12 protein-coding genes are annotated in these 15,257 nt (G+C 59.4%); 6 read left to right on the forward strand and 6 right to left on the reverse strand.

Annotated elements, in window-relative coordinates:
• Positions 1–42: 42 nt before the first annotated feature.
• Together ACA073_RS21060 and ACA073_RS21065 are read left to right on the forward strand one after the other, a co-directional pair.
• Positions 43–843: a helix-turn-helix transcriptional regulator gene (locus ACA073_RS21060; protein ID WP_497399223.1), complete on the forward strand. Its 801-nt coding sequence runs from the start codon at positions 43–45 to the stop codon at positions 841–843.
• Positions 844–990: 147 nt separating this feature from the next.
• The gene (locus ACA073_RS21065) at positions 991–2,610 is read left to right on the forward strand and encodes an FMN-binding glutamate synthase family protein (RefSeq protein WP_497399225.1); all 1,620 of its coding nucleotides are present in this window, start codon (positions 991–993) and stop codon (positions 2,608–2,610) included.
• A 15-nt stretch (positions 2,611–2,625) separates the two neighbouring features.
• Here the strand turns inward: ACA073_RS21065 and ACA073_RS21070 are convergent, their stop codons facing one another.
• Both ACA073_RS21070 and ACA073_RS21075 read right to left on the reverse strand, forming a co-directional pair.
• Entirely contained in the window at positions 2,626–4,134 is a 1,509-nt protein-coding gene (locus ACA073_RS21070) for a glucosyltransferase domain-containing protein (protein WP_497399227.1), read from the reverse strand.
• Position 4,135: 1 nt separating this feature from the next.
• Positions 4,136–5,077: a glycosyltransferase family 2 protein gene (locus tag ACA073_RS21075; protein WP_497399229.1), complete on the reverse strand. Its 942-nt coding sequence runs from the start codon at positions 5,075–5,077 to the stop codon at positions 4,136–4,138.
• 262 nt (positions 5,078–5,339) lie between these two features.
• Here ACA073_RS21075 and ACA073_RS21080 point away from each other — a divergent pair, with 262 nt between their 5' ends.
• A complete protein-coding gene (locus ACA073_RS21080; RefSeq protein WP_497399231.1) occupies positions 5,340–6,464 on the forward strand; it encodes an OpgC family protein in 1,125 nt (374 codons plus the stop codon).
• 778 nt (positions 6,465–7,242) lie between these two features.
• Positions 7,243–8,625, forward strand: coding sequence for an IS4 family transposase (locus tag ACA073_RS21085; RefSeq protein WP_497404122.1), 1,383 nt, complete (start codon positions 7,243–7,245; stop codon positions 8,623–8,625).
• 117 nt (positions 8,626–8,742) lie between these two features.
• Here the strand turns inward: ACA073_RS21085 and ACA073_RS21090 are convergent, their stop codons facing one another.
• The 3 genes from ACA073_RS21090 to ACA073_RS21100 all read right to left on the reverse strand — a co-directional run bounded on the left by ACA073_RS21090 (position 8,743) and on the right by ACA073_RS21100 (position 12,431).
• Positions 8,743–9,849, reverse strand: a complete 1,107-nt coding sequence (locus tag ACA073_RS21090) for an NADH:flavin oxidoreductase/NADH oxidase (protein ID WP_497399233.1) — start codon at positions 9,847–9,849, stop codon at positions 8,743–8,745.
• 271 nt (positions 9,850–10,120) lie between these two features.
• On the reverse strand, positions 10,121–11,830 hold the full coding sequence (gene recJ, locus ACA073_RS21095) for a single-stranded-DNA-specific exonuclease RecJ (protein ID WP_497399235.1): 1,710 nt from the start codon (positions 11,828–11,830) through the stop codon (positions 10,121–10,123).
• 58 nt (positions 11,831–11,888) lie between these two features.
• Positions 11,889–12,431, reverse strand: a complete 543-nt coding sequence (locus ACA073_RS21100; protein ID WP_007944886.1) for a YaeQ family protein — start codon at positions 12,429–12,431, stop codon at positions 11,889–11,891.
• Between the two features lie 147 nt (positions 12,432–12,578).
• On the opposite strand from ACA073_RS21100, the gene ACA073_RS21105 reads away from it, so the two are divergent.
• Together ACA073_RS21105 and ACA073_RS21110 are read left to right on the forward strand one after the other, a co-directional pair.
• The gene (locus tag ACA073_RS21105) at positions 12,579–13,778 is read left to right on the forward strand and encodes a CaiB/BaiF CoA transferase family protein (protein WP_497399237.1); all 1,200 of its coding nucleotides are present in this window, start codon (positions 12,579–12,581) and stop codon (positions 13,776–13,778) included.
• Positions 13,759–14,685: a TIGR02285 family protein gene (locus ACA073_RS21110; protein ID WP_497404176.1), complete on the forward strand. Its 927-nt coding sequence runs from the start codon at positions 13,759–13,761 to the stop codon at positions 14,683–14,685. The genes ACA073_RS21105 and ACA073_RS21110 overlap by 20 nt, the downstream gene beginning before the upstream one ends.
• A 175-nt stretch (positions 14,686–14,860) precedes the next feature.
• On the opposite strand, the gene ACA073_RS21115 is transcribed toward ACA073_RS21110, so the two are convergent.
• The gene (locus tag ACA073_RS21115) at positions 14,861–15,145 is read right to left on the reverse strand and encodes a DUF3509 domain-containing protein (RefSeq protein ID WP_497399239.1); all 285 of its coding nucleotides are present in this window, start codon (positions 15,143–15,145) and stop codon (positions 14,861–14,863) included.
• Between the last annotated feature and the right edge of the window lie 112 nt (positions 15,146–15,257).

Here is a 15,257-nt window from a genome sequence, read left to right on the forward strand (position 1 = left end):
CAGGGAATCACGCGGCCGGGGTAACCCGATAGGGGTAGACCCATGACACTCTCGTTAGACGACATCGCCTGGCACCGTTCGGTCGGGCAACTGATCGACGCCCTCGACAAGCCCAATTTCTGGACGCAACTGGTGCGCCTGCTGGATCAGTACGTACCCTTCGACAGCTGGGTGGCGCTGCTTTTCAGTGCCGATCAGCACCCGCAAGTGTTCGCCGAATGCCCGGGCGAAGATGGCAGCCCCGATCAGTTGTTCCAGGATTATCTGCGCGGTTTGTACCTGCTCGACCCGTTCTACATCGCCTGCCGCGAGCAGTCGCGTACCGGGCTCTATCGCCTGTCGGAAGTGGCGCCGGAGCATTTCGAGCTGACCGAGTATTACCAGCGCTACTTTCGTCTGAATGTGGTGGCCGACGAAATCCAGTTCAATTGTCAGCTCGAAGGTGACCGTACGCTGTGCCTGTCGCTGGGCAGCAAACAGCGTTTCAGCGGTCAGCAGGTAGCCTTGCTGTCGTTGATCCAGCCGTGGGTGCTCGGTCTGTTGCGCCAGCGTCTGCCTTACGAAATCAACGAAGTCGTCGCTCTCGCGCCGGCGCCGGTCCAGGGTGACTGGCGGGTGCAGCTGGAAGCCTCGGTGCAGCAACTCAAAGGTGCGCAACTGACCGCGCGCGAGCTGGATGTCGGGCGTTTGATGCTCAGCGGTTGCTCCAGTAAAGAAATCGCCCGTAAGCTGGAAATCTCTGTTGAAACCGTGAAAGTCCATAAGAAACACATGTACAGCAAGCTGGGGATCAAGTCCCAGTCCGAGCTGTTTTCGATTTTTCTCCAGGCACAGAATGCCTGACTGCTTTTTTGTGGGAGCGGGCTTGCTCGCGAAAGCGGTATGTCAGCCAACACAATTGCTGAATGTGAAACCGTCTTCGCGAGCAAGCCCGCTCCTACAGTGTTTTGTGTTTAGCCACTTTATTGAGTCCGAACCCAAGGAAACCGTATGAGCCTGTCACTCCTGAGCCGCTACGCCTTCTTTGCCGCTTGCGTGATCTTCACCCTCGCCAGCCTGCCCTTCCTGGAACACGACTGGCTCTGGCCGATCACCGCCGTCACGGGCGTGCTCAGCCTGATCGGCCTGTTCGATCTCCTGCAAAGCCCCCACGCGGTGCGACGCAATTACCCGATCCTCGGCAACATTCGCTATCTGGTGGAGGGCATTCGTCCGGAAATCCGCCAGTACCTGCTCGAATCCGACAGCGACGCCCTGCCCTTCTCCCGGGCCCAGCGTTCGCTGGTCTATTCCCGCGCCAAGAATGAAAGTGCCGACAAACCCTTCGGCACGTTGATCGACGTGTATCAGTCGGGTTTCGAATTCATCGGCCACTCGATGCGCCCGGCACCGTTGAGCGATCCGAGCAGTTTCCGCACCCTCGTCGGCGGCCCGCAGTGCACTCAGCCGTACTCGGCATCGGTGTTCAACATCTCGGCCATGAGTTTCGGTTCCCTCAGCGCCAACGCCATTCGCGCGTTGAATCAGGGCGCCAAGCTCGGCAACTTCGCCCACGACACCGGTGAAGGCAGCATCAGCGCCTATCACCGGGAAAACGGCGGCGACCTGACCTGGGAACTCGGCAGCGGCTACTTCGGTTGCCGCACCGCAGACGGGCGCTTCGACCCGGAACGCTTCGCTGCACAAGCGCAGACGCCGCAGGTGCGGATGATCGAAATCAAGATGTCCCAGGGTGCCAAGCCCGGCCACGGCGGGATTCTGCCCAAGCACAAAGTCACCAGGGAAATCGCCGAAACCCGCGGCATCCTGATGGGCGAAGACTGCATCTCGCCGTCGCGGCACAGTGCGTTTTCCACACCGATCGAACTGATGCACTTCATCCAGCAACTGCGTGAACTGTCCGGCGGCAAACCGGTGGGCTTCAAGTTCTGCCTCGGCCATCCGTGGGAATTCATGGGCATCGCCAAGGCCATGCTGGAAACCGGCATCCTCCCGGACTTCATCGTCGTCGATGGCAAGGAAGGTGGCACCGGTGCGGCGCCTGTGGAGTTCACCGACCACATCGGCGTACCGATGCGCGAAGGACTGCTGTTCGTGCACAACACGCTGGTGGGCCTGAACCTGCGGGACAAGATCAAACTTGGCGCCAGCGGCAAGATCGTCAGCGCCTTCGACATCGCCAGCGTGCTGGCCATCGGTGCCGACTGGGCCAACTCGGCGCGCGGCTTCATGTTCGCCATCGGTTGCATCCAGTCGCAGTCGTGCCACACCAACAAATGCCCGACCGGCGTCGCCACCCAGGACACCTTGCGCCAGCGCGCACTCGTCGTCCCGGACAAGGCCCAGCGCGTGTTCAACTTCCACCGCAACACCCTCAAGGCCCTGGCGGAAATGCTCGCCGCCGCCGGCCTCGAACATCCGTCGCAGTTGTCGGCCAAGCACCTGGTGCGGCGCATGTCGGCGACCGAGATCAAGCTGTTCTCGCAGTTGCATGTGTTCTTGAAACCGGGGGAATTGCTCACCGGCGAGGTGAACGGCGAGTTCTACTCGCGCATGTGGCAGATGGCACGGGCGGATAGCTTTGAGCCTGATGAGCCGGTCGCAGCCTGAGGGCAAACAGGCGCTTCACCAACGAAGCGCCTTGATCGGGGCCGGTTCTTTCATGACGATGAAACCGTAATCACCCAGCAGATAAATCCGGTAAAACGGGCGCTCCAGCAGCGGCGGATACCCCTGATACCCCACCCACGTCGCATTGCGGCGCTCCCTCTCCGCGACGACGTTGGTGATGCCCACTTTCGGCAGATTCTCGGCCAGCATGAAAAAGTCGATGTTCAGCAAATAGTGCAGCACCGGCATCTGCTTGAACGAACCCGCGGCCCCCAACAACCAGTGATCGGAGTACGTCACCGACATATAAATCCGCTTGGCCTCGCGCAGTTGTCGATGAGTTGCAATGTCCTGCTCAAGCTTGAACAGCGCACTGGTCGTGAAGGCTTTCTGCACCGTTAGCACCCGGCCGTAGGCGTACGACAACGACAGCATCGCCAGCAATGGCACCACCAGCAACAGCGGCAGCCGTTCATGGATCTGCGCCAGCGCCAGGTGGCTCAAGTAGAACAACAGCACCAGCAGCACGGCGAAACCCATCAAGGTCCGGGCGCCCTCATTGAAGTCGCGGAAAAACAGCGCGACGCCCGACACCAGCAGCGTCACGATCGGCAAGGTCAGCAAACACAGCAGGCCGATCAGGCCTTTCTTCAGTCCGTTGTCCTGACGCTCCAGCACCTTCAGCCCCACCTGGACAACACCGGCAATGGCGCACAGCAACAGCGCGATGAACACCCAGGCGAATCCGCCGTGAAACAGCAGCACGACTTTTTCCAGCACTCTGCCGATGTTGACGTGCAATTGCAGCAGCGGCGCGGCGGCCCAGTTCAACAACAACGCACGATCCTGACTCATGAACGCCACGGCACTGACGCAATACATCAACCAGCCCATGGTGACCTGCGCCAGTTTCCAGCCGATCAACCCGCACAGCTGCGGCCAGGCCAATCGGTCATTCGCGCCTCTGAGCAGTTCCAGGCAACAGAGCCCCAGAAACACATTCAGGCTGATCTGATACAGCCCCAGCGCCAGTGCAATCAGCAACGCCGGCACCAGCCATTGTCGACTGCGCGAAGGGTGACGAAAGGTGATCGCATAAATCACCGCCACCAGGCTCAAAGCCATGGCGGGACCGTCATATTGATAGGACAGGTTTTGCAGAAAAAACGGGTTGTACCAAAGTGGCAATGGCACCAGGCAACAGGCAATCGTCGGCTGTGGATAGTAATGAAACGTCAGCCGGGTCAATGCCGAGGCCATGGCCAGCGTGGCGATCAACAGTGGCAACGGAAAGATGTTCGGCGCGGCGTTGCTGAACGTCAGCAGGTTGTAGAACAGCTGGGTAAACAAGCGTCCCTGTTCCGCCCAGGCCGTGCCGGCCGACAGCGAACGCCAGTTGTCATCGATGTACGGGTAGTCCGCGAGGATCAGCGGCACGACATACAGCAACGTCGCGAGCAGAAAAAACAGCCAGACCTGGCGCGGCCCGGGTTCTTTACCGAGGAAATCGCTGAACCGGCCCATGCTAAAGCCCGAGCCGGTCTTTACCGCCGACGATGTCTCTCACCACATAGCGCGGCCGATGCTTGGACTCGATGTAGATCCGCCCGACGTACTCGCCGAGAATGCCGATGCCGATCAGCTGCACGCCGCCGAGAAACAGAATGGCCGTCATCAACGACGGGTAACCGGGGACGCTGTTGCCGAAGAATATCTTGTCCAGGACCATGTACACCGCGTAAAGCACCGCGAAAATCGAAATGCCGCCGCCGATGTACGTCCACAAGCGCAACGGAACGGTGCTGAACGACGTCACGCCTTCGAGGGCCAGGTTCCAGAGTTTCCAGCCATTGAACTTGCTGGCACCGGCCACCCGCCCGGCTCGCTCGTATTCGATCACTACCGTGTTGAACCCGGCCCACGACAGCACGCCCTTCATGAACAACTGGTGCTCGGGCAGTGCGCGGATCACGTTGACCACCTTGCGATCCATCAGCCGGAAATCGCCAACGTTCTCCTCTATCCGGGTGTACGAGATACGGTTCAGCACATGGTAGAACAGCGATGCAGTGTGGCGTTTCAGGTAACTATCGGCGCCACGATTGCGGCGTTTGGCGAGCACCACATCCGCGCCTTTCTGCCATTCGTCAATCAACAGCGGAATGACACTGATCGGGTCCTGCAGATCGACATCCATGGGAATCACCGCGTCGCCGGTCGCATATTCCAGGCCGGCGAACAGTGCCGGCTCCTTGCCGAAGTTGCGCGAAAAGTTGATCAGCAGCACCAGCTCGTCGGCCTGCGCCAGTGCTTTGGCCTGCTCTGCCGTGCCATCGGAACTGCCATCGTTGATGAACACGATCTCGACCTCGCTGCCGCCAAGCCTCAACTCGCGGCGCACCGCCTTATAAAACAAGCCGATCGCCTGCTCTTCGTTGAATACCGGAACGATCAGCGACACCTTCACGTCTCACGCTCCTGAACAATGCCATGTAACCGTTCGACAGAGGCCGTCTGCCGTCATTCTTGCGCGCCATCGCCCCGCCAGACCGGTGGGCGGATTCGTACAGCCAGCTTAGGTCAAGGTAGGCATTTGAGACATTCAGTAATATCGGGATTTTGCAATTGCCGACGAATCACGCCACCCTGCGCGCCGCCGATGTGCGGCGCGCAACCTGTGGCGCCTCCGTTCACTTCTTAATTCAACACCCGTTCACGAGCCTGCTGTCATGACGTTTGAACGCGATCACCGAATCGACTTTTTTCGAGGCCTGGCGCTGATCTTCATCTTCTGGGATCACGTGCCTCACAACCCCCTCGGTCAAATCACCCCGCGTAACTTCGGTTTCAGCGACGCCGCCGAAATCTTCGTGTTTCTGGCCGGTTATGCGGCGGTCCTGGCTTACGGCAAAATCCTTCAGCGCGATGGTTATCTGATCGCCTGCGTGAAGATCCTGCGCCGCGCCTGGGTGCTCTACGTGGTGCATATTTTCCTGCTGGCGATGCTGATGGGCATCGTGTTCTTCGCCAACAGCCATGTGGAAACCCGGGATCTGGTGGAGGAAATGGGCATGCACCATTTCATCACCAACCCTCAGCAAGCCTTGGTGGATGAACTGCTGCTGCGCTTCAAACCGAACCTCATGGATCCGCTGCCGCTGTACATCGTGTTGCTGGCCGGTTTACCGCTGGTGTTGCCGATGCTGGTGCGCAAGGCCTGGGCGGTGGTGGCAGTGTCGCTGACGGTGTACTTGCTGGCGCCGTGGTTCGGCTGGAACCTGGCGGCCATCAAGGACGGCGTGTGGTACTTCAACCCGGTTGTCTGGCAATTGTTGTTTGTACTCGGCGGTGCCGCTGCGACTCACGGGCAGCGGCCACGCTTGCCCGAGACTCGTCTGCTGCGGTGTCAGCCATTGTTTATCAGTGCGTTGATGTATGTGGTCATCACCGGTGTGATTACGGTCTCGTGGCGATGGCCGGAGATTCATGATGCGGTGATGCCGGGTTGGCTGAGTAACCTGTTGTACCCGATCAGCAAGACCGACCTGTCGCCGGTGCGATTGCTGCACTTTCTGGCGCTGGCGTATGTGACGGCGAAGCTGTTGCCGGACACTGGCTGGACGCAGAACTGGCTGGCGCGGCAGTGCTGTCGCATGGGGCGTTATTCGTTGGAGATTTTCTGCCTTGGCGTGTTGTTGGCGCCTCTGGCGGACATGGTTAACGCGTTGACCGATGATGCATTTGCCATGCAGGTATTTACTGCGCTGGTGGGGGCCGGGTTGATGGGGTTGCTGGGGGTTTGGCTGGATTTCAACAAGCGATTGAATCGACTTCAGCAGGTTGTTACGGCGTGAAACCCAATAGCCTTCGGTCGTGGGGTTCGGTTTGGTGTTAACGCGTTTGGGTGTATATCCGTTGCTGCGGTAACGGCGGCTATTGGTTTCGCCCTTACGGCGAGTCACTTTCGAAAAGCGCGAAAGTAACCAAAGCGCTTTTGCCCCTTTCGTTCGGTGCCTCGCTAAGGCTCGGCATGCACCGCAAAAGCAAATCGAGGCGGCCTCTGGGCCGACCGGGGCACCAAGCGGGCGCGCTTCGCTGATTTGGCCGTGCACATATTCTGGGCTGACGCTGATTCCCTGTGGGAGCGGGCTTGCTCGCGAAGAGGCCGTGTCAGTCGCATCAATGTTGAATGGCACACCGCCTTCGCGAGCAAGCCCGCTCCCACAGTTGGAAATTTGTTGGACATGGCATTCGTGTTCACCCCCACTGCCGAGGCAATGGTCGGACTAAACGTCAGGTCGGCTCTCAGGCCGCCTCGCGCGCTTTTGATCTGGCTTTTGATCTTCTTGCCCCCTCGAGAGGCCGAGCGCAGGTTCTGCGCAGTGGGCAACCCGGCATGGATGCCGGGTTAGCCGCCCCCGGCCATGGATGGCCGATGGCGGCGGGCCCACGGAGCAGGACCGGAGCGAGGGTATGCCGAGCCTTAGCGAGGCACCGAACGAAAGGGGCAAGAGCCGAATGGCACTTACTTAGCTGCCGGCAACGTCATTTACGCTGTGAAATTGGAGAAGGCTGGCCTTGGTCTACGGTGATAGTTGCGAACACACGCCGAAAACCAAGGACACAGCCCAGATGAATCGTAGACGCCAAATTGTTCAGCATCAACAACATCGCCTGCGTCAGCACGCCTCCAACGCCGACGCCTACGCATTCTTCGATTTGCTCACGGCCCCGCAGCTATTGCCCGTTGTAGAGTCCTCACTGCCCGAGCATCGGGAGCGGTTGTTTCCGCCGACCGAAACGCTTTCCATGTTTCTCGCCCAGGCGATGGGGGCTGACCGCTCCTGTCAGAATGTCGTCAATGATTTTTCAATAAAACGCGTCTGTGGAGGCTTGAGCCCTAGCAGTACCAGGACCGGGGCCTATTGCAAAGCCAGAAAACGACTGCCTGTCGAAATGGTCTCTACATTGCTCCATCACACGGGCGCGTTGATCAGCGATCATGCCCCGACATCCTGGCGCTGGCTGGACAGGCCGGTACGACTGGTGGATGGCACTACGATCAGCATGCCCGACACGGCGGCAAACCAGGCCGCCTACCCTCAATCTCGTGGTCAGAAAGTCGGTCTTGGTTTTCCACTGTCTCGAATGGTCGGTATCGTTTGTTTGTCCAGTGGCGCTGTCTTAAATGCTGCCGTGGGCCGTTTCCAAGGCAAGGGCGGGGATGAGCAGACGCTCCTCAGGTCGATGCTGGATACGCTGAAAACAGGCGATATCCTTTTGGGCGATGCCTATTACGCCACTTATTTTCTGCTTTGCGAATTACAGCGCAGAGGCGTGGACGGTGTGTTTGAACAATACGGTATACGTCGGCGCAGTACTGACTTTCGACTGGGCCAAAGTTTGGGCACAGAAGATCACCTGATCGAATATCAAAAACCTGCGCGACGACCTGTGTGGATGAGCCAGCGGTATTTTGAACAGGCCCCGGAGCGATTGCAGGTTCGGGAACTTAGAGTGGATGGCAAAACCTTGGTTACCACCCTGAGGTGCCCCAGGCAGGTACCGAAGACGGCGCTCAAGTCGCTGTACAAGAACCGCTGGCATGTGGAGCTGGACTTACGCAATCTCAAAGCGACGCTGGGCTTGGGGAAGCTGAGCTGCAAGACGCCGGATATGGCTATCAAGGAGCTGTGGGTTTATTTACTGGCGCACAACCTGATTCGAATGATCATGGCGCAGTCGGCCGCACTGGCAGACTGTTTGCCACGAGAGCTGAGCTTCAAGCACAGCCTCCAGCTTTGGCTGGCACTGAGGCAATACGGCGATCCCGGAAGAGACAATTTTTTAACATTGCTGGAATTGATCGCCCAACGACGCGTTGGAAATCGCCCGGGCCGCATCGAGCCGCGTGCTGTTAAACGACGACCCCAAGCCTACCCTTTGCTGACCAAGCCACGTTCGCTGGCAAGGGCAGAGGTTCGGGCGAATGGTCATCCGAAACACGTTAAGTAAGTGCCATTCGGGCAAGAGCCCTTGGTTACTTGGGGCTCTTCCAAGTGACCCGCTGTAAGAGCGGAACCGCCAGCAGCCGTTACCGCAGCAACGGATATGTACTCCAACTCCAAAAACTCAATCACGCAAATCCGACTCATGAATCGGCTGATCCCGATGCGTCGCCCGCTGATACTGCGCCGGCCAGATCGCCTTGTGCCCACCCAAATCATCATCAGCATGCAACGGCCAATACGGATCACGCAGCAACTCACGGGCAAGAAAAATGATATCTGCCTGACAGGTACGCAAAATGTGCTCGGCCTGAGCCGGCTCGGTAATCATGCCCACCGTGCCAGTCGCCATGCCTGACTCCTTACGCACACGCTCGGCAAAACGCGTCTGATAACCGGGCCCGGTAGGAATTTCGGCATTGGCCGCCGTACCGCCCGAAGAGACATCAATCAGATCAACGCCCAACCCCTTGAGCCGTCGCGCCAGTTCAACGGTTTCATCCGGATTCCAGCCGTCCTCCACCCAATCGGTAGCCGACACACGCACAAACACCGGCAACTCCTCAGGCCACACCGCCCGCACCGCTTCAGTGACTTGCAACACCAGCCGAATCCGGTTTTCGAACGAGCCACCATACTGATCGCGCCGCTGATTACTCAACGGCGAAAGAAACTGGTGCAACAGATAACCGTGAGCAGCGTGGATTTCGACGACTTTGAAACCGGCGGTCAGTGCACGTTTCGCCGAGTCGACGAACGCTTGAATGACCTCGGCGATCTGCCCCTCATCGAGCTGCTTCGGTGGTGTGTGCTGCGGGTCGAACGCAATCGGCGAAGGACCGACGGGTGTCCAGCCGCCGTCTTCCGGTTTGAGGCTACCGTGCTTGCCAATCCACGGCCGATGGGTGCTGGCCTTGCGCCCGGCATGGGCCAACTGAATGCCGGCGACAGCCCCTTGGGCGGCGATGAAGCGCGTGATGCGTTGCAGGGGCTCGATCTGTTCGTCATTCCACAAACCGAGGTCTTCAGCGGTGATGCGCCCATCCGCAGTGACGGCCGTGGCTTCAGTAAAAATCAAACCGGCCCCGCCAACGGCACGGCTACCAAGGTGGACCAGGTGCCAGTCATTGGCCAGGCCATCGACGCTGGAATACTGGCACATCGGGGACACCGCGATGCGGTTGAGCAGGGTCAATTGGCGAAGGGTATAGGGTTCAAGCAGCAGACTCATGGGGCACCTCTCGAATCAGTGGGCAGGCTCCAGGGTTCTGTTTGAAAAGTCGACGAGTGACAGGAAACAAAGGTGCAGCACCCGCCCCCGCGGGCAAAAAATTCGACAAGACGTCACAAGGCCAATCAAGCAGTGCTTAGAGCCTAGTCGACAATGAAGGATGGTGGAGGGTTCCGGGGGTATTTGGCGTCAGGGAGATCGCCTTCGCGAGCAAGCCCGCTCCCACAGGATCTGCGCAGAACCTGTGGGAGCGGGCTTGCTCGCGAAGGGGTCAACGCGGTTCGATGTGGGCAATCATCAACTGAACCGTCTCATTCCCACGAAACTCGTTAAGGTCAAGTTTGTAGGCCAATTCGACCCATTTGATCGTCGGGTTCGGCCAGATATCGCGGTCGATGCCAAAAGCGATGCCGTCCAGCTTCACCGAACCACATTCGCTTCTCAGCACCACCTTGAGGTGCCGCTCGCCGACAACCCGCTGTTCGACCAACTGGAACACGCCATGGAACAAAGGCTCCGGAAAGTGCTGCCCCCACGGCCCGGCGTGACGCAGTGCACGCGCGAGTTCGAGGTGAAACTCCTCGACCGCCAGCGTCCCGTCCGACAGCAGACGCCCGGTCAGGTCTTCCTCGCGTAATTGCCTGCGCACTTCAGCGTCAAAGGCTTCGGCGAACAACGGAAAATTCGCTTCCGGCAAGGTCAAACCGGCCGCCATGGCGTGGCCGCCGTACTTGCTGATCAGGTTTGGATGCTGCGCCGCCACCACGCTCAAGGCGTCGCGAATATGAAAACCCTGGACTGAACGCCCCGAGCCCTTGAGCATGCCATCGCCCGCGTCGGCAAAGGCGATGGTCGGACGGAAATAACGATCTTTCATTCGCGAAGCGAGGATGCCGATGACACCCTGGTGCCACTCGGGATCGAACAGGCACAAACCGAACGGCATCGATTCCACCGGCAAGTCTTTGAGCTGAGCCAGCGCCTCGCGCTGCATGCCCTGCTCGATGGATTTGCGGTCCTGGTTCATGCCGTCGAGCTGAACGGCCATTTCCCGGGCGAGTCCGGCATCGTCGGTAAGCAGGCATTCGATGCCCAGGCTCATGTCATCCAGCCGCCCTGCCGCGTTGAGGCGCGGGCCGACAATGAACCCCAGATCCGTTGAGGTAATGCGCGTGTGGTCGCGCTTGGCGACTTCGAGGATCGCCTTGACCCCCGGCCGCGCGCGTCCCGCGCGAATCCGCTCCAGGCCCTGGTGCACCAGAATCCGGTTGTTGGCGTCCAGCGGCGCCACGTCGGCGACGCTGCCCAGTGCCACCAGATCCAGCAACTCACCGATGTTCGGCTGCGGCTTGCTCTCGTACCAGCCGAGGCTGCGCAAACGCGCGCGCAATGCCATCAGCACGTAGAAAATCACCCCGACACCGGCCAATGCCTTGCTCGGAAACCCGCAACCCGGCTGATTGGGATTGACGATGGCATCGGCCAACGGCAGTTCATCGCCGGGCAAGTGGTGGTCGGTGACCAGCACCTGAAGGCCCGCCTTTTTCGCCGCCGCCACGCCTTCGACGCTGGAGATGCCGTTGTCCACGGTGATCAGCAGCTGCGGCGTACGGGTCAGCGCCACTTCGACGATTTCCGGTGTCAGGCCGTAGCCGTACTCGAAACGGTTCGGCACCAGATAGTCGACATGCGCCGCGCCCAACAGGCGCAAGCCCAGCATGCCCACGGTACTGGCCGTCGCGCCGTCAGCGTCGAAGTCGCCGACGATCAGAATCCGCTGGCGCTGTTCCAGCGCCGTCACCAGCAAATCCACCGCGGCATCAATGCCTTTGAGCTGCTGGAACGGAATCAGCCGCGCCAGGCTCTTGTCCAGTTCAGCCTCGGACTGCACGCCCCGCGCCGCATACAGGCGGGTCAGCAGCGGCGGCAGATCACCGAGGAATGGCAGGGTGTCGGGCAACAGGCGAGGTTCGATGCGCATGGGGTGACAGGTGCTTCTCTTGGATACGTAGGATAAAACCGGATTACGCGGTGAAAAATCAGCCGCGTTCGCCGCTCAGCCACTGCAACTGGACTTCGTGCTGACCACGGTCGTCGGTGACGAATATCGTCCCTTCGCTGATCATCACGTCCCACTTGATAACGCGCGGCATGTCTTTGGCCAAAGTTTCCAGGACTTCCTGCGGCACGGCTGCGATGTGCACGTTTTTCAGGTTCTTGATCGCCGGGATCACTTTGGTTTCCCAGACGCGCAGGCTGCCGTAGGCCAGCAGGCTGGTGCGCTCGGTGCGACGCGAGCACCAGGTCAGCCGATCGGCGTCTGGTTGACCGACTTCGATCCAGTGCAGGACACGGTCGTCCAGGCTCTTTTCCCACAGGGCGGGTTCATCCACGTCTGACAGACCACGGCCAAACGACAGCTGCTCGTTGTACCAGAAGGCGTAGGCCAGCAATCGCACAGTCATGCGCTCTTCGGTTTCCGAAGGGTGACGGGCGATGGTCTGCTTCACCGTCTCGTAAACGCTGCGGTCGAGGTCGGTGAGGTTCAGTTCAAACTTGTAGGTCGTGGACGGCTGGGCCATGAACGGGCTTCTTGATACGTGGAAAGGCGGCAAGTCTAACCGATGCGGCAGGCAATCAACGAATTGCCGACCATCAACCTTGAGCGACTGACGGCGGGCTGTGCTAAAACGCTCTATCAGCCAAGCTTTTGTCCTACAGGATCCAGCATGCCGTTCACCGCCAAGCCACTCTCAGGTCTGAAAGTCATTGAATTGGGCACCTTGATCGCCGGGCCGTTTGCCTCGCGCATCTGCGGCGAATTCGGTGCCGAAGTGATCAAGATCGAATCCCCCGACGGCGGCGACCCGTTGCGCAAATGGCGCAAGTTGTACGAAGGCACTTCGTTGTGGTGGTTCGTTCAGGCGCGTAACAAGAAGTCCCTGACCCTGAACCTGAAACACCCGGACGGCCTGGCGATCCTGAAAAAGCTGCTCGGTGAAGCGGATATCCTGATCGAGAATTTTCGCCCCGGCGTGCTGGAAAAGCTCGGCCTGGGCTGGGAAGTCTTGCACGCACTAAACCCGAAACTGGTGATGGTGCGTCTCTCGGGGTTCGGCCAGACCGGGCCGATGAAGGATCAGCCGGGCTTTGGCGCCGTCGGCGAATCCATGGGCGGCCTGCGCTACATCACCGGTTTCGAGGATCGGCCACCGGTGCGTACCGGGATTTCCATCGGCGACTCGATTGCCGCGCTCTGGGGCGTGATCGGCGCGCTGATGGCCTTGCGTCATCGCGAGGTCAACGGTGGCCAGGGTCAAGTGGTGGATGTGGCGCTGTACGAAGCGATCTTCGCCATGATGGAAAGCATGGTCCCGGAGTTCGACGTGTTCGGCTTCATCCGCGAACGCACCGGCAACATCATGCCGGGCATCACGCCCTCCTCGATCCATACCAGCGCTGATGGCAAACATGTGCAGATCGGCGCCAACGGCGATGCGATTTTCAAACGTTTCATGCTGATCATCGGCCGCGAAGACCTGGCCAACGACCCGGCGCTGGCCAGCAACGACGGGCGTGACGGCCGTCGCGACGAGATTTATGGGGTGATTGATCGCTGGGTCAATTCGCTGCCGCTGGACGCCATCATCGAGCAGTTGAATCGGGCCGACGTTCCCGCCAGCCGGATCTTCAGTGCCGAAGACATGTTCAATGATCCGCAGTACCTGGCGCGGGAAATGTTCCTCAAGGCGAAGCTGCCGGACGGTAAAGATTTCAAGATGCCGGGAATCGTGCCGAAACTCTCAGAGACACCCGGCAGTTCGCAATGGGTCGGGCCGCAGTTGGGCGAACATAATGCGCAGGTACTCAACGATCTTGGCTATGACAAGGAACAGATCGCAAAGCTGCGTGAAGACGGGGCTATATAAGCTGAAGCGCCTGCTTTCAACAGCACTCCACCACTCCCGCGTCTGGCGGGCGGCGGCGGCTTGCGCGCTATTGGCAGGGCCGGTTTCGCCAGTCTGGGCGCAACCGAAGGAAACGCTGATCTGGTTGCTGCGAGATCTACCACCCACGATTATCTTCGAGGGGCCAAAAAAAGGTCAGGGGATCATCGATCAAATGTTGCCCCAGCTGATCGCCAGTATGCCGCAATACCAGCACGCGCTGATGCGGGTGAACCGGGCACGCGCCCTGCAAATGCTCCATGAAGAACCGTTTACATGCGACCCCTCGTTGGTCAAGACCAAGGAGCGCGAACAGTGGATTTCATTTTCTGTTCCAGCGTTCCGCGCTGTCAGCAATGGACTCGTCGTCCGGCAGGGAGATCGACCGGTGCTGGAACCTTTTCTGATTGAAGGAGAAGTCGATCTGGAGGCGCTGCTGAAAAGCGGTAGTAATAAAGTCGGCGTGGTTGCCGAGCGCAGTTATGGTGAAGTGGTCGACGCCCTTCTGCGGCAGGCACCGGAAGGCGCCCTGACGCCTCATTACGGCAACGATGCCCTTGGCAGCCTGCTGCAGATGCAGCGCCTGGGCCGATTGCAGGTGGTCTTGGGTTACTGGCCAGAGATCCGCTATCAGGCCAGTCAAAAATTCATCACTGACGACCAGCTGGAGTTTTATCCGATCAAGGGCAACGGCAAGTACCTGTCCGGGCACATCGGTTGTTCGAACACGCCTCAGGGTCGGCAGGCGATCAGCGAGATCAACCAACTGCTGCGCAACCTGTCCCGCGATCACCTGGATTCGCTGTACGCAGACTGGCTGGATCCGGTGCGCCGTAGCGACTACTTGAAGGAAACCAAGGCGTTTTTTGAGAATCAGGCCGGGCAATAACAAATCGCGGGCAAAAAGAAACCCCGAGAAGTGGGGAGACGACTCGGGGTTAAACGTGGCCTACATAAAGACCAGTAACAGCACGACTACAAGCACCGGAGCACAATGCTTGATCCTGCTGTTACATGCTCTGACTGACCTTGGCCAAGGAAGGTTCCCACAAAATTCAATTCAATTACGGCAGGCCCAGGACCTTGTCCTGTGCCGCATTGCGCAACGCCGCGATAACGCAGGGTTCCAGGCGTCCTTCGGCAATCATCAGATCGCGGTGCAAACCGTCGACCACATCCGTGAGCAGACGTTTGTCGGTCAACTGAGCCTGATTGAATTCCCGTTCGACTACGATCGCGCCAGTCGCGCTCTTTAATGTCACCAGGCATTCGCCATGGGCGCCCGACGGGGTCAACGTCACCTGGTAAGGGCTCAGAGCCTCACCGAGCAATAGACTGATACTTTCCATCTCGATCACCACTCAATAGTCCGAAAACGAAGTGCCTGGGGCGGGCTCACTGTAAATGACCACCGGCCTGGGGGGAAAGTTCTGGATTCCAGTTGCAGGCGCATTGGCGTCT

The organism is Pseudomonas sp. LBUM1670, assembly GCF_059695695.1.